At 43.7% G+C, this 22311-nt stretch carries 20 protein-coding genes and 1 riboswitch; of the genes, 5 read left to right on the plus strand and 15 right to left on the minus strand.

What is annotated here, in order from left to right:
• The 6 genes from rsmB to NQ503_RS14110 form a co-directional block, all read right to left on the minus strand.
• Positions 1-1353 carry a 16S rRNA (cytosine(967)-C(5))-methyltransferase RsmB gene (gene rsmB, locus NQ503_RS14085; protein ID WP_005427945.1) on the minus strand — a complete coding sequence of 451 codons (1353 nt, stop codon included), beginning with the start codon at positions 1351-1353 and terminating at the stop codon, positions 1-3.
• Positions 1346-2056, minus strand: coding sequence for a zinc metallopeptidase (locus tag NQ503_RS14090; RefSeq protein WP_044926220.1), 711 nt, complete (start codon positions 2054-2056; stop codon positions 1346-1348). Before NQ503_RS14090 ends, rsmB begins: the two co-directional genes overlap by 8 nt.
• A 5-nt stretch (positions 2057-2061) precedes the next feature.
• Positions 2062-3009 carry a methionyl-tRNA formyltransferase gene (fmt, locus tag NQ503_RS14095; RefSeq protein WP_005427953.1) on the minus strand — a complete coding sequence of 316 codons (948 nt, stop codon included), beginning with the start codon at positions 3007-3009 and terminating at the stop codon, positions 2062-2064.
• An 87-nt stretch (positions 3010-3096) separates the two neighbouring features.
• Entirely contained in the window at positions 3097-3567 is a 471-nt protein-coding gene (gene def / locus NQ503_RS14100) for a peptide deformylase (RefSeq protein ID WP_005427954.1), read from the minus strand.
• An 87-nt stretch (positions 3568-3654) separates the two neighbouring features.
• On the minus strand, positions 3655-5874 hold the full coding sequence (gene priA, locus NQ503_RS14105; RefSeq protein ID WP_005427955.1) for a replication restart helicase PriA: 2220 nt from the start codon (positions 5872-5874) through the stop codon (positions 3655-3657).
• A complete protein-coding gene (locus NQ503_RS14110; protein WP_005427956.1) occupies positions 5871-7346 on the minus strand; it encodes a UDP-N-acetylmuramoyl-L-alanyl-D-glutamate--2,6-diaminopimelate ligase in 1476 nt (491 codons plus the stop codon). Before NQ503_RS14110 ends, priA begins: the two co-directional genes overlap by 4 nt.
• 171 nt (positions 7347-7517) lie before the next feature.
• Positions 7518-7625, plus strand: a riboswitch (TPP riboswitch).
• A gap of 99 nt (positions 7626-7724) precedes the next feature.
• Here NQ503_RS14110 and thiW point away from each other — a divergent pair.
• The 5 genes from thiW to thiC are packed head-to-tail and all read left to right on the plus strand — an operon-like array spanning position 7725 to position 11879.
• Positions 7725-8234 (plus strand): energy coupling factor transporter S component ThiW, encoded by a 510-nt coding sequence (gene thiW, locus NQ503_RS14115; protein ID WP_022389179.1) that lies wholly within the window; start codon positions 7725-7727, stop codon positions 8232-8234.
• 3 nt (positions 8235-8237) lie between these two features.
• Positions 8238-9059: a hydroxyethylthiazole kinase gene (gene thiM, locus NQ503_RS14120; RefSeq protein ID WP_005427964.1), complete on the plus strand. Its 822-nt coding sequence runs from the start codon at positions 8238-8240 to the stop codon at positions 9057-9059.
• Between the two features lie 21 nt (positions 9060-9080).
• Positions 9081-9716: a thiamine phosphate synthase gene (thiE, locus tag NQ503_RS14125; protein ID WP_005427966.1), complete on the plus strand. Its 636-nt coding sequence runs from the start codon at positions 9081-9083 to the stop codon at positions 9714-9716.
• A gap of 32 nt (positions 9717-9748) precedes the next feature.
• Positions 9749-10534, plus strand: a complete 786-nt coding sequence (thiD, locus tag NQ503_RS14130) for a bifunctional hydroxymethylpyrimidine kinase/phosphomethylpyrimidine kinase (protein WP_173908651.1) — start codon at positions 9749-9751, stop codon at positions 10532-10534.
• Positions 10535-10568: 34 nt separating this feature from the next.
• The gene (gene thiC, locus NQ503_RS14135; protein WP_044926295.1) at positions 10569-11879 is read left to right on the plus strand and encodes a phosphomethylpyrimidine synthase ThiC; all 1311 of its coding nucleotides are present in this window, start codon (positions 10569-10571) and stop codon (positions 11877-11879) included.
• 6 nt (positions 11880-11885) lie between these two features.
• Here the strand turns inward: thiC and NQ503_RS14140 are convergent, their stop codons facing one another.
• The 9 genes from NQ503_RS14140 to NQ503_RS14180 form a co-directional block, all read right to left on the minus strand.
• Entirely contained in the window at positions 11886-13142 is a 1257-nt protein-coding gene (locus tag NQ503_RS14140) for a COG1361 family protein (protein ID WP_005427970.1), read from the minus strand.
• Between the two features lie 466 nt (positions 13143-13608).
• The gene (locus tag NQ503_RS14145; protein ID WP_005427971.1) at positions 13609-14538 is read right to left on the minus strand and encodes a class II fructose-bisphosphate aldolase; all 930 of its coding nucleotides are present in this window, start codon (positions 14536-14538) and stop codon (positions 13609-13611) included.
• Between the two features lie 105 nt (positions 14539-14643).
• A complete protein-coding gene (locus NQ503_RS14150) occupies positions 14644-15780 on the minus strand; it encodes a carbohydrate kinase family protein (protein WP_005427972.1) in 1137 nt (378 codons plus the stop codon).
• 100 nt (positions 15781-15880) lie between these two features.
• Entirely contained in the window at positions 15881-16267 is a 387-nt protein-coding gene (locus NQ503_RS14155) for a VOC family protein (protein ID WP_005427974.1), read from the minus strand.
• A gap of 215 nt (positions 16268-16482) precedes the next feature.
• The gene (locus NQ503_RS14160; RefSeq protein ID WP_005427975.1) at positions 16483-17091 is read right to left on the minus strand and encodes a D-sedoheptulose-7-phosphate isomerase; all 609 of its coding nucleotides are present in this window, start codon (positions 17089-17091) and stop codon (positions 16483-16485) included.
• Positions 17092-17104: 13 nt separating this feature from the next.
• Positions 17105-18082, minus strand: coding sequence for an ROK family protein (locus NQ503_RS14165; protein WP_005427976.1), 978 nt, complete (start codon positions 18080-18082; stop codon positions 17105-17107).
• 1 nt (position 18083) lies between these two features.
• Positions 18084-19607, minus strand: a complete 1524-nt coding sequence (locus NQ503_RS14170; RefSeq protein WP_005427977.1) for a hypothetical protein — start codon at positions 19605-19607, stop codon at positions 18084-18086.
• Positions 19607-20650: a sensor histidine kinase gene (locus NQ503_RS14175; RefSeq protein WP_005427984.1), complete on the minus strand. Its 1044-nt coding sequence runs from the start codon at positions 20648-20650 to the stop codon at positions 19607-19609. The genes NQ503_RS14170 and NQ503_RS14175 overlap by 1 nt, the downstream gene beginning before the upstream one ends.
• Positions 20651-20711: 61 nt before the next feature.
• Entirely contained in the window at positions 20712-22301 is a 1590-nt protein-coding gene (locus NQ503_RS14180) for a response regulator (RefSeq protein WP_005427987.1), read from the minus strand.
• Positions 22302-22311: the final 10 nt, after the last annotated feature.

The raw sequence follows: 22311 nt of genomic DNA on the forward strand, positions 1-22311 counted from the left end.
TTATTTCCTTCTGAATCTTGCAATAAAGAACCCATCTGTGCCATGCACTCCCGGAAGCATCTGCAAATATCCAAGTCCGGTCGTTTCTGAGCGAAGTTCTTCCGGTATGAATTCATCAATACTTTCCAGTTTGAACGGATGATTGTTCATAAACCACATCATGTTCTCTTCATTTTCTTCTTTTGCAATCGTACATGTACTGAATACCAGTACTCCTCGCGGTTTTACATATTCTGCTGCTTTGTCCAGGATCGTTCTCTGGAGGATCACAAGTTCTTCTTCCTTCTGTGTTGTCGAACGATATTTGATTTCCGGTTTTTTGCCGATCACACCATATCCGGAACACGGCACATCCGCAAGGACAATATCTGCTTTGCATTCCGATTCCACATCAAATATGGTTGCATCCTGTACCTTTGCCTGTACATTGATGGAATTCAGTCTCTGAATGTTTTCTTCAATCAGGTTTACCTTATACTGACTGATGTCGCGGGCGTCTACCGTTCCAAAACCTTCCATTTTATCTCCTATATGGAGGCTTTTTCCTCCCGGTGCTGCACACATATCGATAACATAGTCACCTTTCTGAGGATTGGCAATCTCGGCAACCAGCATAGAACTGACGTCCTGTACAACCATTTTCCCCTGAATAAATGCATCCAGTGCAAGAATATGATTATATCCTGAAATACGTTTTGCATAAGGAAGATATGGTGCCTGTTCTACTTTGACTCCCTGATTTTTCAGACTTTCACAGATCTTATCTACGGAATTAAGATATGTACGGCAGCGTACAGTCACCGGTTTTTCCTCCAGAAAATCCGCAAGCATTTTTTCTGTTGTCTCTTCTCCATAATCGGCAAGCCAGCGTTCTACCAGTTCTTCTGGCATGGAATAGCGAACCGAAAGATAACGTACAAGATTCTCTTCTCTTGGAGGATATTCCAGTTCATCCATCTGTCTTGCCACCGTGCGAAGTACACCGTTTACAAACGGTTTCAGATTATAAAATCCTTTTTTCTGTGCCAGTTTCACCGCTTCATTGCAGACTGCACTGTCCGGCACACGATCCATAAATTTCAGCTGATATACTGCACTTCGCAGAATCTCGCGGATCGGCGGTTTCATTTTATCAACAGGGATCTTAGAAAAAGAATCGATGATATAATCGATCAATATCCTGTATTCCAGTGTTCCCTCACAGACTCTTGTGATAAAAGCTCTCTCCTGTTTCGGCAGAAACTGATATTTGGAAAGCGCATTACGAATCGCAATATGACTGTGTTCTCCCTCTTCATCAATCTGAAGAAGGATCTCCATGATCATTTCTCTTGTATTGATTCCACTAGTCATCTCGTCTTCTTCCTCCTGCAAGTATCAAAAGTCTCAGCAGCTGCAGTATGGAAGCAGCCAGTGCAGCTACGTAGGTCATTGCCGCAGCTGTCAGTACTTTTCTTGCACCTTTTGTCTCATCACTCCCAAGAATTCCTGTACTCTGAAGCATTTTCAAAGCTCTGGAAGATGCATTGATCTCTACGGGCAGCGTCACCAGCTGAAACAGAACCGCAAGTGAAAAGAGAACGATTCCTGCTGTTACCAGTGGGCGGATTCCTGAAAAAAGTCCGATCAGAAACAACGGCCAGGAAAGCGTGCTCCCAAAATTCGCCACCGGAACGATCGCGCTGCGAAATTCAAGTGGTGCATAGCCGATTGCATGCTGAATTGCATGTCCGCACTCATGCGCAGCTACTCCAACTGCTGCCAGTGAAGTTTTATCATAGATATCCTCGGAAAGACTTACAGTCTTTGTCCTTGGATCGTAATGATCTGTAAGGCTTCCGGAAATTGCTCTTACATGTACATCTGTAATCCCTGCCGCACGAAGGATTCTCTCTGCTGTCTCCGCTCCGGTAAGACCGGATGCACTTCTGATTCTGCGATAATAGGAAAATGTACTTTTCAGCCTTGTAGATGCAGCAAGTGACAGCAGCATTCCAATGATCAGCAGCACATAGGTCCAGTCAAATCCATAATATCCGTATCCATATCCGTACATCCGCATCACTCCTTATGATCTTTCAACATCGTCCCTGCAGTTACCTGATATCCGCGAAGAAACGCATCTGTTTCCATCCGTTTCTTTCCTTCCAGCTGCACTTCCTTCAGAATCAGTGTATCACTTCCGCATGCAACATGAATGCCAGATTTATCCACACCAATGATCGTTCCCGGTGCTTCTTTTCCACATTCTGCACGCTCAACTGCACATTTCCACACCTTCAGCGTCTTTCCATTAAGAAACGTATATGCACTCGGCCACGGATTCAGTCCACGCACCAGTCTTTCCAGTTCAACAGCACTTTTTGAAAAATCCATCAGACCCATTTTCTTGCTGATCATAGCTGCATACGGTGTCGGGCTCTCTTCCGGCTGTTTTGTATAAACAGCAGTTCCATCTACAATTGAAGGAATCGTTCTGATCAAAAGAGCGGCACCTTCCTCTGCCAGTTTGTCAAAAAGGCTTCCACCTGTCTCATCCTCTGCAAGTGGTACGACTGCCTGAGAGATCATATCTCCCGTATCCAATCCAACCCCCATCTGCATGATCGTTACACCGGATTCTTTTTCTCCGTCGATCACGGCCTGCTGGATCGGTGCCGCACCTCTGTATTTCGGCAGAAGTGATGCATGAATATTCAGACATCCATACTTTGGCATATCCAGGATCGTCTTTGGAATGATCTGTCCAAAAGCGGCTACGATGATCATATCCGGTTCCAGTTTTTTTAAAGTTTCCACAAATTCCGGTTCACGCACTTTGAGCGGCTGATAAACCGGAATATCGTGTTTCATTGCTTCTTCTTTGACCGGTGTCGGCAGAAGTGTCTTGCCTCTTCCCTTTGGTTTATCCGGCTGTGTTACAACTGCAGTCACCTCATATCCATTCTGTACAAGTGCCGCAAGAGGCGGTACCGCAAAATCCGGCGTTCCCATATAAACAATTTTCATATAGTAGTCTGCTCCTCTTTTCTCCCATTATACATGGGGCTGTTTCATTATTTAATCTGTGATCACCTTAATTGCTCTTTATTGCAATCAGTCTTCCTCATAGCTGGTTCTGTGGAGTTCTCCCTCAACCAGATCTGTGTACATTTTTCCGTCAAGGTGATCGATTTCATGGCAGAATGCACGCGCCAGAAGTTCGGTTCCCTCATAGATCACTTCATTCATCTCTTCATCCATGGCTTTAACTTTGACATAGTTTGGGCGAGTCACCTGACCTGCCATTCCCGGTACGCTTAAGCAGCCTTCGTCACCAGTCTGTTCTCCGGAAGTTTCAAGGATTTCCGGATTGATCAGTACGATCGGGCCTTCTCCTACATCAATGACTACAATTCGTTTCAAAATACCGACCTGTGGTGCTGCAAGTCCGACACCCATTGCCTCATACATGGTATCCAGCATGTCATCGATCAGTGTTATGATCTTTGGAGTTACTTCTTTTACCGGCTTGCTGATTTTTCGCAAAACCGGATCTTCTTCTGTTCTGATTACTCTGATTGCCATATTATTCTTCCTCTCTTTTTCTTCTTTTGTGGTGCATATAAATACTGCGGATTGCTCCACAACAAATTGTTCTTGCGATCCTGATATTTATGTATAGTCAAACTGAATATATAATTTCCGGAATCCGGAATTTACTTCAATGTATTTCTCTGTTTTATTCTTTATGTCCTGAAGTACACGTTCATCTTTGTGTTTCAAATACAATACCTTTCGGTAGATATCATTTACCTTTCCCACGGATGCATATGCAGGGCCGATCACATGTACTCTGTACTTTCCGCTAATGCGCTCTACAAACTTCGCAAGATAGTCCATTCCCTGCTCCAGAAGCTTCTCATCTTCTCCGGATGCCAGCACAGACAGCATATGTGCCGCCGGTGGATAATCCATCAGCATACGGTATGCCATCTCTTCCTGGTAAAAAGCTTCGTAATCCTGCTTTGCAGCCGCCTGAATGCTATAGTGATCCGGATGATAGCTCTGTATGATCGCCTCACCGGCTTTTCTCCCTCTGCCAGAACGGCCGACGGCCTGTGTCAGCAGCTGAAATGTACGTTCTGCACAGCGATAGTCAGCAGCATTCAGCGACAGATCTGCCGCAATCGCACCGACCAGCGTCACATCCGGAAAATCATGTCCTTTAACGATCATCTGCGTACCTACCAGAATATCTGCTTTGTGTTCTGCAAAAGATGACAGTATTTTCTCATAACTTCCTTTTGTTCTCGTTGTATCGTAATCCATTCGAAGAACGCGTGCCTTTGGAAAAGTCTTTCGAAGAACCTGCTCAATCTGCTGTGTCCCGGCTTTAAAACCGCCGATATACGGAGAACCACACCTCGGACATTTTTCCACCCGTGGCTGTTCATAGCCACAATAATGACAGACCAGCTTTCCGTTGTTGTGTTCTGTCAGCGCCACATCACAGTGTGGACATTTCAACGCTTCCCCACAGGAACGGCAGGATACAAAACCGGCATATCCCCTTCTGTTCAGAAAAAGTACTGACTGTTCTCCTCTCTCCAGTCTCCTCTCAACTGCAGTCTTCAGACTACGGCTTAATATGGAACGGTTGCCGTTTTTTAATTCCTCGCGAAGATCTACAACAGTAACTTCCGGAAGCGGCCGGTCCTCATAGCGTGCTTCCAGCTTTACCAGACGATATTCTCCGTCTTTTGCCTTTGTATACGCTTCAAGTGATGGAGTAGCCGAGCCCATGACAAGGCGGGCATTTTCCATCTGTGCACGATATTCTGCCGTTTCTCTTGCATGGTATCTTGGGCTGTTTTCACTTTTATATGTCTGTTCATGTTCCTCATCAATGATGATCAAACCCAGTCTGGAAAAAGGTGTAAACAGAGCCGAACGGGGGCCAACCATAATCTGGATCTCACCACGTTTTGCCCTCTTGAACTGATCATATCTCTCTCCCTGTGAAAGTCTGGAATTCAACACAGAAACTTTATCCCCAAACCATCCATAAAACCTGCGGACTGTCTGATAAGTCAGGGCAATCTCCGGAATCAGTACGATAACCTGTTTTCCTTCATTCACTGTCTGTTGAATCAGTTTCATATAAATCTGCGTCTTTCCACTTCCAGTCACTCCATGGATCAAAACCGGACGTGGTGTTTCCTGCTTCCACTCTTCCTGAATCTGCAACAGCGCAGCTTCCTGTGTCTCTGTAAGCATGGACAGTTGTTCCCGTGGAATATCAGAACCGTCTACCGGCATTCGATAGACTTCATCCTGTGTCACCAGCACTGCACCCTGATCCACCAGCGGCCTTATCACAGCTGCTGTCATCCCAAGTTCTCTAGACGCTTTTGTATAATCCAGTTTCTTCTCTTTCAGAAGCGCCCGAACCAGTCTTGCCCTGGCTTTGCATCTGCCACTCTCCAGTTCCGCTTCCAGCTGCTCTGCCGCTGCCACATCCATATTCAGTACTATATAACGTTTTTCTTTTGCTTTGACCTTTTCCCTGACCGGAAGAACCGTTTTCAGCGCCTGTACCATTGTAGAACCGTATCGGTTCTTCATCCATGCCGCAAGTGCAATCAGGCGTTCTTCTGTGGTCTCCTCACTGCTGCAGATTCCATGAAGTTCTTTCATTTTGGATATATCAAATGCCGGTTTGTCAGAAAGGCCTGTCACATATCCCTTTCTTTCATGATTACCGTTTCCAAAGGGAATGGTCACTACCATTCCCAGTTGAATCTCTGCTTCCAGTTCTTTCGGAACTCTGTATTGAAAACTGCGGTCAAGCTTTTCGTGGGATATATCCACAATGATATCCGCGTAGATCATTTATCTGCTCTTTCTTTATCCTCCTGAAGAATCTCTGCGATCAGGACTCTTTCATCCATAGGATACTTCTTACCTTTGATCTCCTGGTAATCTTCATGTCCTTTTCCTGCCAGAACAATGATATCTCCGGGTTCTCCATGATGGATTGCATAGGCAATCGCTTCTTTGCGGTCACAGATCTCGACATATTTTCCATCCGTCTTACTGATGCCGATCTTAATATCATCAATGATATCCTGTGGCTCTTCAAATCTCGGGTTATCGGATGTGATGATCGTCAGATCTGCCAGTCTGCCAGAGACCTCTCCCATCTCATAACGGCGGGATTTTGCACGGTTTCCTCCACAGCCAAACAGGCAGACCAGTCGATGCGGATGATATTCTCTTAATGTAGTAAGCAGACTCTCCAGTGCCATTGCATTATGTGCATAGTCGATCATCAATGTAAATTCATCAGAAACTTTGATCACCTCGATACGACCCTTGACTCTCGCCACTTTCAGTGCCTTGATGATGTTTTCCTGTGATACATTGAAATGACGACAGATTGCGATTGCAGTCAGTGAATTATAAATACTGAATTTACCCGGAATATCAATTTCAACCGGGAATTCCATCAGTCCTTTCAGCTGATAAGAGATACCTAGATATCCTTTGCCGCCTACCATATGTGCATCTTCTGCACGCAAGTCAGCTTCCGGAGAAAATCCGTAAGTTTCCAGCTGACAGGTATGACCTTCGATAATTCTCTCAAAGTGTTCATCATCTCTGTTGACAATTCCCACACGACACTGCTGGAGCAGCATAGATTTGCATCTGAGATAATCATCAAAATCCTTATGCTCGTTTGGTCCGATATGATCTGGTTCAATATTGGTAAAGATACCATAATCAAAGACAAATCCCTGTGTACGGTGAAGCATCAGTCCCTGTGAAGAAACTTCCATAACTACACAGTCACATCCTGCATCTACCATTTTACGAAAGTATTCCTGCACCAGATAAGATTCCGGAGTTGTGTTGCATGCCGGAATGGATTCTTCTCCAATGATCGCTTCGATGGTTCCAATCAGTCCAACTTTGTATCCTGCATTTTCGAGAATGGATTTTACCATATATGTTGTGGTAGTTTTTCCTTTTGTTCCGGTAATTCCGATCGTTTTCAGTTTCTCCGCCGGATGTCCAAAATATGCAGCGGAAATAAAGGCCATCGCATAACGGGTATCTGCAACTTTGATCACAGTTACATCTTCCGGTGCTTCTACCTCTTCTTCAACAACGAGTGTTTTCGCACCTTTCCTGATCACATCCGGTACAAATTTGTGTCCATCTACAACCGCACCGCGAATGCAGATAAACAGGGAATTTTCTTCTACTTTTCGGGAGTCATATACAACTGTAGAGACTTCCTGTTCTGTGCTGCCCTGACAACAGATATATTTCAAACCTTCCAATAATGTTGATACTTTCATATTGTCCTCCTCTGCCTAGGGATATATACTCCATTACAGAATAGCACAAACAGATTCTCTTTTCAATGTTTGTAGATTTTGTCTTCCTTTTCTGCTTTTCTGCTTTTTACAAAACATCACTGAATATAGTCTTGCCATCTTCTTTAACTGGCAGTATAATAGGAAAGTAAAATTACAAAATAGGGGAGCTGGCTGAAGCCGGCTGAGAGGAAACTGATTGGTTTCGACCCTTAACCTGATTTGGATAATGCCAACGTAGGGAAATACCAGACACATTGAACGAAGGTACCCCTGCGGTATCTTCTTTTTTGTTATCAGATTTTTAAGAAGCTGTCAATGGCTCATCCCTCATCAGGTAGAACAGGAGGTTTACTCAAAATGAACACAAAAGAAACAACATCCACTCAGAAACTGGCCATTGCAGGTGTACTGACAGCAGCTGCTGTTGCCGGAAGTCTGATCAGCGTTCCTGTTGCCGGAAGCAAATGTGCTCCGGTCCAGCATATGGTCAATGTCTTTGCAGCAGTCATGCTTGGCCCATGGTGGGGAATCGGCATTGCTTTTTGTGCAAGTCTGATCCGCAACCTGCTAGGAATCGGCAGTCTTCTTGCCTTTCCCGGAAGCATGGTTGGCGCCTTATGCTGTGGTCTGGTCTTCCGACTCACCCGCAAATTAAGTCTTACCTGTGTTGCAGAAGCACTGGGAACCGGAATCCTCGGAGGTCTTGCAGCCTATCCGGTAGCCAAACTTCTCATGGGACTTGCCCCGGCCGGATTCACCGTATACATGATCCCGTTTTTTATCTCAACATTTACCGGAAGTGTACTGGCCTTTATCCTGCTTCGTGTTTTTGAAAAAAGCCAGGTATTTCTTGCCGCCAGGAGATAATTTATGTCACTTAATAATATAGAAGAAATTTCTTTCTGCATTCACCAGAATGCTCCCAAGATTCATTGTCTCACTAATCCGGTAACCATGCAGGATGTTGCCAATCTACTGCTTGCAGCCGGCGGAAGTGCCGTAATGGGACAGGATGAACAGGAAGTCGAAGAAATCACTTCTTTCTGTCATGGAACCCTTCTGAATACCGGAGTACCGGACATTGCCAAAATACAGGCCTGCATCCTTGCCGGACAGAAGGCAAATGCCCTTGGCCACCCGGTCGTCCTGGATCCGGTCGGCGCCGGTGCCAGCACATTTCGAAGAAAAGAGCTGCAAAAACTTCTTCAAGCCGTTCATCTGACTGCTGTTCGCTGTAATCAGGAAGAAGCCGTTGTTCTGTGTTCTCTTCTTTCGGATACCGCCAGCCCTGAAAAACACGGCGGTGTAGAAAGTTCCCTGCAGATGGCGGAACGTGATGTCTGTCTGATTGCAGGGCAGGCGGCATCTCTTCTCAACTGCACAGTTCTGATCACGGGCAAAGAGGATGTGGTATCTGATGGAAAGCAGACACAGATTCTGACCGGCGGTGACTCCAGGATTCGACGAATCACCGGTGGCGGATGTATGCTTTCTGCACTCTGCACATTATTTCTGTGTACGGACACTTCTGCATTTGATGCGGTCCGTGCCGCCGGAGCACTCTGGCGTGAAACTGCCCTTGAAGCAGGCAGACGAACAGACGCAGAAAAATCCGGCATTGGAAGTTTTCATATACATCTTTTTGATGTACTGGAAGAGAAATTAATGTACACCTCGAAACATAAATTCTGATCAGATATTGGAGAAAGACCTATGAAAATATCACCAGAACAGCTGAAACTGTATGCTGTTACAGACCGAAGCTGGCTGAAACCCGATGAAACACTTGCATCCGTTACCGAGGAACTCCTTCGCGCAGGTGTCAGCTGTGTCCAGCTTCGTGAAAAAAATGCTTCTGACGAAGAAATCCTTCAGGAAGCCGCCCTTTTAAAAGAAATATGTGAACGTTACAATGTTCCACTGATCATCAATGACCGCCCGGATCTTGCACAGAAAGCAAATGCTTCCGGTGTTCATGTCGGACTTTCTGATATGGGCATCCAGAAAGCACGTCAGCTTCTCGGGCCTGACTTTATCATCGGCGGAAGTGCCCATAATGTCGAAGAAGCACTTGCAGCCCAGAATGCCGGAGCAGACTACATAGGCTGCGGTGCAGTCTTCGGAAGCACCACTAAAACCAACGTCACACAACTTCCTGTCGAAACTCTGCGAGCGATCTGTCAGGCTGTAGAAATTCCGGTTGTTGCAATCGGCGGTGTTACTGCTGACAACCTTTATCTTCTTGCAGGAAGTGGGATTTCCGGTGCCGCCGTTGTCAGCGGACTTTTTAAACCTGATAACAAAGCCGAAGCCGTCAGACATTTTCTTACGGAACTGCAAAAACTGTAAATCTCAACAAAACAATAAGGAATAACACGATTATGAAAACAGTATTAACGATTGCCGGAAGCGACTGTAGTGGTGGTGCCGGCATTCAGGCAGATATCAAGACCATGATCATGAACGGAGTCTATGCCATGAGTGCGATCACAGCTCTGACCGCCCAGAACACAACCGGTGTTTACGGAATTCAGGAAACCTCTCCGGAATTTCTTGACAACCAGCTGGACTGCATCTTTACTGACATTTTTCCTGATGCAGTTAAGATCGGCATGCTCTCATCCGCTGAGATCATGCATCACGTTGCTGTCAAATTACAGCAGTACCATGCACACCATATCGTACTGGATCCTGTTATGATCTCCACCAGCGGACATCGTCTGATGGACAAAGATGCCGAGCAAACACTTCAGAAGGAACTCTTTCCTCTTGCAGAGATCATCACACCCAATATTCCAGAAGCTGAAGCGCTCACCGGACTGCAGATCACAAATGCTGACTCTATGGAAGAAGCTGCTCACAAACTTTATGAAAGCTTTCACATTTCTGTCCTTCTGAAAGGCGGCCATCGCATCAACGATGCAAATGACCTTCTTTATACAAACGGACATGGCATCTGGCTGCATGGTGAACGCATCAACAATTCAAATACTCACGGCACCGGCTGCACACTTTCCAGTGCGATTGCCTCAAATCTTGCCAGAGGATTTTCTCTTGAAGATTCTGTGCGCCGTTCCAAGCAGTATCTGACTGATGCCCTGAAGGCACAGCTGGATCTCGGACATGGTTCTGGTCCACTGGACCACACCCTTGGAAAAACACAATAAAAATTATCATTTACATAGAAGGAGAATATACCATATGACAACTTATACAACACAGATGGATGCCGCACGCAAAGGCATCGTAACCCCTCAGATCAAAACTGTTGCAGAAAAAGAACACATGCCGGTTGAAAAAATGATGGAACTGGTTGCCGAAGGTAAAGTAGCGATCTGTGCCAACAAACATCATACCTGCCTGAACCCGGAAGGTGTCGGCAGCATGCTGCGCACCAAGATCAATGTAAACCTTGGTGTATCCAGAGACTGCAAAGATTATGATATCGAAATGCAGAAAGTTATGAAAGCAGTAGATCTCGGTGCAGAAGCGATCATGGACCTCTCCAGCCACGGCAATACACAGCCGTTCCGCCAGAAACTGACACATGAGTGTCCTGCAATGATCGGAACCGTTCCGGTATACGACAGTGTCATTCATTATCAGCGTGATCTCTCTGAACTGACTGCTCATGATTTCATCGACGTAATTCGCCTTCATGCTGAGGACGGTGTTGATTTTGTTACTCTCCACTGCGGAATCACAAGAAAGACCATCGAGCAGATCAAAAAACACAAACGTAAAATGAACATTGTAAGCCGTGGTGGAAGCCTTGTATTTGCATGGATGAGCATGACCGGTGAAGAAAATCCGTTCTATGAATACTTCGATGAGATTCTGGACATCTGTGAAGAGCATGACGTTACTATTTCTCTTGGAGATGCATGTCGTCCTGGCTGTCTGGCTGATGCCACTGATGTATGCCAGATTGAAGAGCTGGTACGTCTTGGAGAGCTTACCAAACGTGCATGGGCTCATAACGTACAGGTCATGGTTGAGGGACCAGGTCATGTGCCGCTTGATCAGGTTGCTGCCAACATGAAAGTTCAGCAGACCATCTGCATGGGAGCGCCATTCTATGTACTCGGACCTCTCGTTACAGATATCGCACCTGGATATGACCATATCACTGCTGCGATCGGTGGTGCTGTTGCAGCCATGAACGGAGCCGCATTCCTCTGCTATGTAACACCAGCAGAACATCTGGCTCTTCCGAATGTAGAAGATGTCAAACAGGGAATTATTGCTTCCAAGATTGCAGCCCATGCGGCAGATATTGCCAAAGGAATCCCGCATGCAAGAGATATCGATGACAAGATGGCAGATGCCCGCCGTGTCCTTGACTGGGATGCACAGTTTGACTGTGCTCTTGATCCGGAAACAGCCAAAGCTATCCGTGATGACCGTCTTCCGGAAGATGACCACAGTGATACCTGCAGTATGTGCGGTAAGTTCTGTGCTGTCCGCAGTATGAACAAAGCACTTGCCGGAGAACATATCGATATTCTGTAATTGTAATTACATCCGTCTGCGGATCCAGCCCGCAGCCAGCATAGAACCGGGGATCATTGCCAGCCACAGAAACGGTTGGTACGGATCTCCGGTTTTTGGATGTGTAGAAGCCGGATAACTCTCTCCCGTATGGGAAACCGCACTATTATCCATATCCACAGACATTCTGTCTGCATCTTCTGTTTCCACCTCTTCAACCGCCCTGATCTGAATTTTTGCCTGAGAAGTCATCACCTGTTCCCCAGTCTCCAGTGTCGTCACGGTTACTTCATTCAAAAGTTCCTGTTCTTTTAGGTTTTCCGGCAATGTTACCATTGCCTGCAGGCCTGCTGCTTTGCCCGGTTCAATTCTTTCGATCCTTGCTTTTGTCTTTGACTTATTCAGAACCACCCCCTCTTTTTCTAAAAACTGTACCGGTACATTTCCAAGCTGAAAGCGTTCTGTCGTAACTACAGAATGCAGTGTCCGCTCTCCGGTATTTCGAATGCAGATCTGAAACAGAATCTTATCTCCAGGCACTGCAACGGAACGGTCAGCCGTTTTCGTCACTTCAAAAGATGCTTCCAGTGGGATAATTTCTGTATCAAGGGATGTCTCTCTGTTGATTACGGCATCCTCCGTATCTGCTTCTGTCATCTCTACTTCTGCAGATGCTAGAATTTTCACAGAAACAGCCACTTCCTGCTCCTCCGGGAGATTCACTGTCAGATACCGCTCTTTCCTTATCCCGACATCCAGCTGTTCTAAATTATCCCCGGACCACTCGCCCTGCAGATTCTGGTTTGAAAACAATGCCTGCAATTGTATGTTTTTCAACATTACATCACCTGTATTTTCCAGTGTCACCGTATATACCAGGTCGCTTCCTGCTTTTACTGTACTTTCATCTGTGACTACGTTAACCGTAAAGTTCGGTGTTTTCTTTTTATTCTCGTTTTCTTTATCCTCTTCTTCCGATTTACCATCAGACAGATTGGCCTTATCCTGATCCTTCTCTTCGGAATCTTCCGTCTCTTCAGGTTCAGTTTCTTCTGCATTTTCTTCTGATTGTATTTCATCCGGATCAGATTCATCTGTTCCGGCTTCTTCTATCCCTGTCTCTTCTGTTTCAGAATGCTCTTCAAATTCTACACTTTCATACGCCAGTTCTGCCGCATAAACTGTTGTCTGTCCGCATCCTCCAAGAACCATTCCTGTCATGAAAAAGGCCATACTCATTGCACTTAAATTTTTCCATATTCTGTTTTTCATATTAAAATTCATCTGCGAACTCCTCTTTGCTGCCTTTTCCTCTCCGGCAGCCTCTCTCAACAAAGTAAACTGGATGTAAATCTGTCAGGGCATAGGCATCTCCCCTTTCTGAACTTATTATGTTTTCTTCTTTGGAATAGTTGTCGAAATGACATTTGAAAATGGATTTCCGGAACCGGAATCCCTATGATATTATCTGCTGACTTTCAGCAGGTGTTTACACTCTACCATTTTTTCTGTGAAACTACAATACGCTGTAAAAATTATAGATTTTCTTTAATTTTTCTTTACCCTTTTTAGATTTCTTTTAGAATTAGTACACACTTTGAACATATTTCTTCCCTATAATAGATTTTGGATAGATGAATAACCACTCTCTATCTCCCCCCTCAAAAAAGTTAAAAAATACAGCAGGTGAGCAATTCACCTGCTGTATTTTTGTTGTGCGCCTTACGGCGCACCTTTTTATATTATGTAATTATTTCCTGCCAAGTTCTCTGAGCACTTCCTGAACAACAGCTTTTACAAGCTCATCCTGGGATGGCTGATTTAATGTGCCTTTTCCATTGCTGGAGAAGAGCATCATTTTCTTTAATGTTTCCTGTTTTACAGCTTCTACTGCTGCCGGGATCAGGTCAATGATACCTTTATTCATAGTTTCGAATTTACGGAACTCAGCTTCTACTGCTGCAACGTTGATATCTGTGAAGATATTGATCTTACTGATACCTTCCTGAATTGCGCGTTTGAAGTCGTTGTCTGTAAGTCCGGATCCACCATGAAGAACAAGCGGTACATCTACAGTATTTGCAATTGTATGAATACGTTCAAAATCAAGTTTCGGTGGAAGTTTGTATGCTCCGTGAGCAGTTCCTACTGCGATTGCAAGAGCATCTACACCAGTTTTGTCAACAAAGTCTTTGGCCATTTTAGGATCTGTATAGAAATCAGCCGGATTGATATGAGAGCTTCCCTCTGCAGAATCCGGGTTATCTCCTACATGTCCAAGCTCACCCTCGATGGTTGCCCCATAAGAGTGCGCGATGTCTGCCATCTCTTTAACTTTTCTTACATTATCTTCATAAGAATCTGTAGAGCAGTCGTACATAATGGATGAGAATCCAAGTTCCAGTGCTTTCAGACAGGTTTCTTTCTTAAGACCATGATCCAGATGGATAACAACCGGAACATTTGCTTTCTTAGCCATAGGGATAAGGTAATAGGAAACCTCCTCCAGTGGTCCGTATGGAAGAAGTACTTCCGCTGTTCCCATGATGACCGGTGACTGAGAACTTTCTGCTGCTGCAATGATTCCACGTGCCAGTTCCAGATTTACTGCATTAAAAAGGCCTACTGCGTATTTGCCTTTTTTTGCCGGATAAAGCACGTCATTCATGTTAACTAACATCTTGTTTCCTCCTGTAAAATTATTTATCACTATCTTTAATTATAATAGCTATCAGGGATAAATTCAATTAAAAGTTTTTTAAAAAAACTATTAATTGAAAAAAATTTATTTTCTTTTCTCCCATCCAGCATCAATCTTTTTCTGTACTTCTTCAAGAGGTATGATTCCACTGAGCGCATCATATGTCTGTACACAAAGAGCTCCTGTGGCTGTTGCCAGATGAAGTGCATCCGACCAGTCTTTTCCTGCAAGTATAGCACTTAAGAAAGCGGCAATCGTTGTATCTCCTGCTCCTGTTCCGGAAGCGACTTTATCTTTTTCAACCAGATAACTTTTTTCAAATGCTTCCTGATCGGACCATGAATCTGCGATTTCTTCTCCGATTCCACCACCGATTTTAATAAGCTGTTCTTTATCAGCTGTGCGGAAATAGATACCCGGAGTTCCGCATTTGATAAGAATCACTTTTGCTCCGTAAGAAAGAAGTTTATCTGCCAATGGTCTGACATCTTTTTCGATATCAAGGAAATTTGTAACGTCAGCTCCCTGCGCTCTTTCATTCCATTCATGATAACGGTCACGATCCAGCATAATACAAAGTTCCTCAATACTCGGTACAAAGAAATCAATATATGGAATCACTGATTTCAGAACTTCATTCCAGTCCTGAGCTCCTGCCTCAGTACTTTCTTCAAACATCGCCATATCAACAGATACCGCAACTCCCAACTCATGTACTGCTTTCAGAAGACGTACCAGTTCTTTACCTCCATCGATATACATCATGCGCATCAGCGACGGATATCCAAAGTGAAACAGATTTGCTTCTTTTACTTTTTCAAGATCAATATCATCGAGCGTAAATGTATCATTAGCTCCTGAACAGTGAAGGAATATTCTGTCGATTCCTGCCGGAGCGAGGATTACTGAATATGAAGTACCCACACCATCTCTTACAATCATACTGTCCGGTGAAATACCATATTTCTCCAGTTCATTGAGAACCATCTGACCGAATGCATCATTGCCGACCATTCCCATAAGTTCTACATCCGCGCCCAAACGTTTCATACCGATCCCAGTGTTGGATACTGAACCGCCAAGGCTTACTTTGGCCGCATCCATCGCGATCAGCTGTCCCGGTCTGAAAAGATCTTTGATAGATTTTTCTTCCTTGCTCTTAAAAGCCGGGGTGATGTCCAGACAGATGTGGCCAGCTGCTATTGCTTTCTTTTTGCCCATAAAAATACCTCCTTGTGTTATAAATATGCAATGCAAATTGTAATTCAATTATAACCTTAATCAGCCCTGATATCAATCTTTATCAGGGCTGATGATTACTTTATTTTATATGCTGAGCAAATTCAAGTCTTTCCAAATTTGGTCCTTGCGCTATAAAGAATTTTACTCCTTTTTCCCAGAACGGAAGGAAGGTGATTTCTGTCAGAATCTTGATCTGCAGTCCGGTAATAAATTTATATGCTTCTTCAATATCAACAACATCAAATGCAATATGGTCCACTGCACCGTCACACAATGCTGCTTCTTTATTTTCATATGTTTCCAAAATCAGATCCCTGAACTTCAAAAATACAACTCTCACATCTCCATCCTTTGTTTCATGTGCTACCTCAAATCCAATTTTTTTATAAAACTCAACAGTTTTATCCATATCATTAGTTGGAATACCAATATGCTGTAATCCCTTAAAATTTTCTGCCCATTCCATAATTATACCTCCTTAGATTTCTTCAATAAATTTATCTACAAAATACAGTGCTGCACCTACAGCTGATGACTCGTGTTTGAAGAAACATGGTTTGATAAAGCTTCCATCTGTAGCAAATGTACATCTTTGAGAAACAAGATGTCTTAATTCATCCAGATATTTTTCTATATATCCACCAACATTGGCACCATTCTAAAAAAACATTTTAAATCCTTTTACTCAAAAAACCTCTCTTCCAGCATTGCACACAGTGCATGATACACAGGGAGGTGCAGTTCCTGAATATCCGCTGTACAGCTTCCCGGAACGCAGATACAAGTATCTGCTGCTTCTTTAAGCTTACCGCCTTTCGGTCCCGTAAGACCGATCGTCTTCATATTTTTAGCCTGTGCCACTTTTACCGCATGCAAAACATTTCCTGAATTACCGGATGTTGTGATTGCAAGCAGCACATCATTTTCATTGCCATATCCATAAACCTGCTGTGCAAAAACCATATCCGGTGCTACGTCATTGAGAAATGCAGTGGATAATGCCGCGTGACCTGCCAGGGAAATTGCCGGGAGTGCTCCCTGAAGATGATCCGCAAGATCTTCTCCCAGTTTCTCTCTCATATCCGCCGGAACCGGGCGCTGCTTCTTAAATCCCTTCATCAGCTCACCGACGATATGATCACTGTCCGCAGCACTTCCGCCATTTCCACAGATCAAAAGTTTGCCGCCATTTCTGAAAGATTCTTCCAGCACCTGATATGTCTCTGTAATAGCTTCACGACATCCCACGAGCTGAGGATATCTTTTCATAAGTCTTTCTAATTCATTCATTATATTACCCTTTCTATTTTTTCTGATATGCACGGAGGCCCACAGAAACAGCCGCATAATCACCAAGTTTTTCTCCTAATCCTGCCGGAAGCACTTCCATCACTGACAGAGATTGATCAAGCGCCTCTTTATTCAGTATTTTTTCCATTCGCGGTCTTAAAAGCTTCTCCTGTCTCAGAAATATACTACCGATCACAATCTTTTCAGGATTTAAAAGATCTACCAGTATTGCCAGTCCCTGCCCCAATCTGTCCGCAACAATATCATATATCTTTAGTGCCAGAGGATCTCCCTTTTCGGCAGCCTCTGCTATAGTTCTGGCATTAACTTTAAATAGTTCTCCTTTACTTTGGCAAAATGAAGGAATTTCCTCACGGTCGAGGGCTTCCTCAGCCATCACCTGACCCAGCTGTGCAATTCCGCCACCACTGCAAAATCCCTCAAAAGCCCCCGCCTTGCCATAGCCTACCGGGCCATCTTCTGCCAGACGTATATGTCCTGCTTCTCCTGCCATACCATTGGTACCACTGTATAATTCACCATTCAGAATCAGTCCTGCTCCAAGACCGGTACCAAATGTAAGGAAAATCATATTTCTGCATCCTTTTCCGGCACCAAGCTGCCACTCTGCCAGTGCACATGCGTTCGCATCATTCTGCAGCATGATCGGCACATCTCCAAACTTTGCCTTTAGCGGTGTAAAAAGATCTGTATGATCCCAGTGCGGAAGGTTTGGCGGACATAAGATCAGTCCCTTCTCTTCGTCCAACGGACCGCCACAGGAAATTCCGATGGAGACAAGCTCCCAGTCCGGATGATCATTCAGTTTTTCTGCAATCTCATTCACAAACGACTGCACCATCTCATCTGGATGTGATTCATCCGTGGGTCTTTTTTCCTTTGACAAAAACTCTACCTCATCCCCATTCATATGGATAAAGGAAACCGCACATTTGGTTCCTCCAATATCAATTCCCGCAATTACTTCCATTTTACATTTCCTCCCCGTTATTTTTTAGTTCATCAAAGAAACCAACCCAAGGCAATGACATTGGTAATTCTGAAAACTGATTGTATGTAAACTCTTTAGTTGTCATTTTTCCATCCACACGGCTGATTCGTATTACCCTGTCCGCAATTGTCAGTGAATCCGACATATTCATCGCCAGGATCACAATAGAAATCCCTCTCTCAAGAAGAAGTGTCTGTAATTCCCACACCTGCATCCTGTGTGGTGTACCGGCATGTTTAAACGGTTGTACCATAAATACCACTTCAGGTTTTTCCAGAAGAATTCGCATATAAATTACTCTGGTCTTCTGTTCATCACTCAGTTCATTTATATAACAGTCAAAGATATCTTCCCCGAAAATACGATAATACTCTTCCTGGACAGATTTCTGGATTCTCTTCTTAAGCCAGATGTTCGGTGCTTTTCTATCAAGACCTATGCAAATATTATCCCGTACTGTCAGGTCATCAAAAAGCATCGTCTGGGTTGCCTCTTCTTTCATAAATGCGATTTTTCTTGTCCGGTAATCTGATACTTTTTTACCCTCGACAAGCATGTCAACATCTTTGAACCCGCCTTCCTTTTCCAGTATCTCCAAAAATTCATTATACATCCTGGTATCCAGACTCTGAATTACCAGGCATTCGCCTTTATAGACACTGAATTGAAAGTGCTCCAGGTATTTACCTGACATATCACGTACATAAAGAACTTCTTTCCGTGACTCCGCTGTAGGAACATTTCCACGTGCTCTGTACAGAAGACGCTGGCTTACATGATTATAATAATCAATATAATTATCTTCACTGATCCCTTTTTTTATCTGTTCTTTATCAAATATCAGATTAATACTTCCCTCCGACATCAGAATTGCTCTGGTACATACCTGCTGTATTTCCTCAAAGTGATACGATACATAAAGGAAAGTAAATCCTTTACCTGTGTAATACCGCATGGTGTCAAACAGTTTTTCAAGCTCATCTTCACTGATAACAGTGCTGATCTCCCGGATAATGATAAGATGATATCCTGCTACGATAGCTCGAAGAAGCTCTACCATAACTCTTTTATAGGCAGAAAGCTTTTCCACAGACATAAATGGATCAATAGAAACTCCAAGTTCATCAATAAATGGCTGCAGCTGCATAGCCAGCATTTTTTCATTCAATATTTCCTGTCCAAATCCTGTACGAAGAGTGAATACATTGGTCAGAACATCAAGACCATTAACCAGCGAAGTCTCACTGTCAATCAGGCATATTCTGTTGCGACTGTGCTTCTCCTCTTTCCATGAGTTTACGCACTTATCCTGATAATAAACATATCCGTAATACAATGGAAGGTTATTAACAATCACATCCAGGAGCTCATCCATCCCATAGGAATTCATCGGAATAATCCCCATGATATCACCCTTCAGTATATTAAAAGTCATATTTCGAAAAATAATCGTATTCTGTTTTTTGTATGTAACATCCTGCAAACGAAGAATTTCTTTTTTCATTATTTATCCTTCTTTTTCAGTTCATTTTCATTATAAATGACCGGAATGGATAATTCCACACTGGTTCCCATATTTTCAAGCGAATATACATGCATTCCATATTCCTCTCCAAAAATAAGATGAATACGATTGTTTACATTGACAAGTGCCACGCCGCCTTTTTCCGGCTGCGTATAATTCTTTACCTCTTCTTCCTTGGAACCCAGTTTTGCATTCAGTTTATCCAGTGTCTCACGATTCATTCCAACGCCATCATCCGAAACTTTGATCAGAAGACGAGATTTCGTTCTGGATATGGAAATCGTAACTTTTCCCTCATCCAGTTTGAGCTCGATTCCATGAATGATACTGTTCTCAAGAATCGGCTGCAAAGTCAGCTTCGGGATCATGCAGTGAAGAATGTCATCCCAGTCTTCTTCATCCTGTTCGATTTCCAGATGGATTCTGCTGCCAAAACGATACTGCTGAATCTTAAAATACGTTGCACAGTTTTCCAGTTCTTCTTCAACTGTAACAAGATTCTCTACCTTACTGATGGTATAACGGAAGAAGATTGCAAGTGCTTCTGTCATATCTGCCAGATTATCAAGTCCTGCCATGATCGCCTCACTACGAATCCCTTCCAATGTATTATAAAGGAAATGTGGATTGATCTGGTTCTGCAGTGCCCTGTACTGTGCCTGCCGCTTCGACATATCCAATGTTCTCGTTGCCGTAACGATCTTGTTCATATGACGTGCCATACGTTCAAATTCCGGTGAAATGGCAACCTCTACATCGGTCAGATCTGCCAGCGATATATAGCCATCTGAAAAACGCTGCACCTGATTGGTCAGCCTTCTGTATGGTTTCCAAATCCACAGATATGTAAATCCCACTAACAGTAATGGAAGAAAAATCATAGCTATCTTCCAGAATCCCTCTGGAAAGATCCACTCCCTGTCCAGACACAGAACAAGCAGAAAAGAGAGAATGCAAACCACAACAAAAGATATTTTCAGCCTTGCATCCAGATATCGGAATTTTTCTTTATATTTCTTCATGTTATCACCATCTCAGTCATTCCAAATATTTCAGTCATCCTGATCCATCCAGATCATTTCATCATCCATACAGTTTCCTGTATACCGCGGGCTTCACACCGACATTTTTTTCAAAAAGCCTCGTAAAATGCTTCGGATCATTATAGCCAACCTTTCTGCATATGTCTGCAACCGACAATGTAGATTCTCGCAAAAGATCCTTTGCACCTTCAATCCTTTCGTTGATCAGATATTTGGCAAATCCAATCTCTGTTTCCTTCTTAAACATCACGCTGAAATATGCCGGAGTCAGTCCTACATAATCACTGACTTCTTCCAGGGTGATCTGCTCCTGATAATGATTGTGGATATACTGCTTCGCCAGTCGTACCGGTCTCACAGAATCCTCTTCACGAAGTGCGATCATCTGGTTTACTTTGGTGAGCATGAAATCAAGCAGACAGGTAAACAATGCATTTACAGTTACACAATTATCACATTTGTTATCAAATTCCTTCTGAAGTTCCGCCTTATCCGGTACATCAAGCCGCATGATAAAAATGCTTCCACACTGCCTTATCATTTCAAGGATCTCCCAGCCATGAACCCCCGGTGTTTCCATTGTTTCATTATATATAACATTTATCGTATTTCTGATTTCTTCTACATCCAGTGTCTGGAGCGCACTTCCCAGATTTCTGGTGAATTTATCCACCAGTTTTTTCTCATAGAGAACACCATTGGAAGCATCCGCCTCCAGCATCTTGCTGTTTCCCTCAAGTAATCGTTCAGCAAGTGAACGATTTGCAATCACAAAAGAACCCTTAATGTTCTCTGCCTCTTTAACAGAGGAACCAAGGCCCAGTGAAAGCTGTGTTTTTCCAAGATAATCGTTTCTTGCAAGCATCTGATTAAAGCAGCTGCGCACTATCTTACGGATTTTCTCACTGTTTCTGGCAGGATAATTCATAAGTCCGTAGAGATATTCCCCTTCAATAGCCGTTACAAAATCATAGCATTCTTTGGTGATCTCTCTTTGCAGGATTTCTTCCATCTTATGCCAGATCAGTTCTATGGTATCCTCTTTGCTGTCGTTTCCTTCAGCATCCTGCTTGATCGCAAGGACCTGATACAGCCCCGGCTGTACATTCAGATAATATTTCTCTCGCAGAATATCTTCCGACAGTCCAAGAGATCTGTCATGACACAGATCATGAAGGAGCATATTTCTGAGCTTGATAAGTTCTTCCCGCCGTTCATTCTGGATATCCTGAAACGCCATATCTGTTCTTCTCTCAGTTTCTATCTGATGTACCATTTTGGCCAGTGATTCATTGAGTGCATCTTTGTTGATCGGCTTCAGGAGATAGTCACTCACTCCCTGTTTCAGTGCATTCTGGGCATACTCAAAATTCGCATAACCACTGATGATCATAATTTTTATATCCGGTGATATTTCCCGAACTTTCTCGATCAGTTCCAGTCCGTTTAGGCCCGGCATTCTGATATCTGTGATTAAAATATCTGTTTTTTCTTTACGAATAAGTTCCAGTGCCTGGATTCCATTTGCAGCAGTACCAACCACCTTAATTCCAAGTTCTTCCCAATTGCCAAGTGCCACGATCAGTCTGCATACACGTTCTTCGTCATCTGCTACTACGAGTTTGACCATAACTACCTCT

It is taken from the genome of Blautia obeum ATCC 29174 (assembly GCF_025147765.1).
Taxonomy (GTDB): Bacteria; Bacillota; Clostridia; order Lachnospirales; family Lachnospiraceae; genus Blautia_A; species Blautia_A obeum.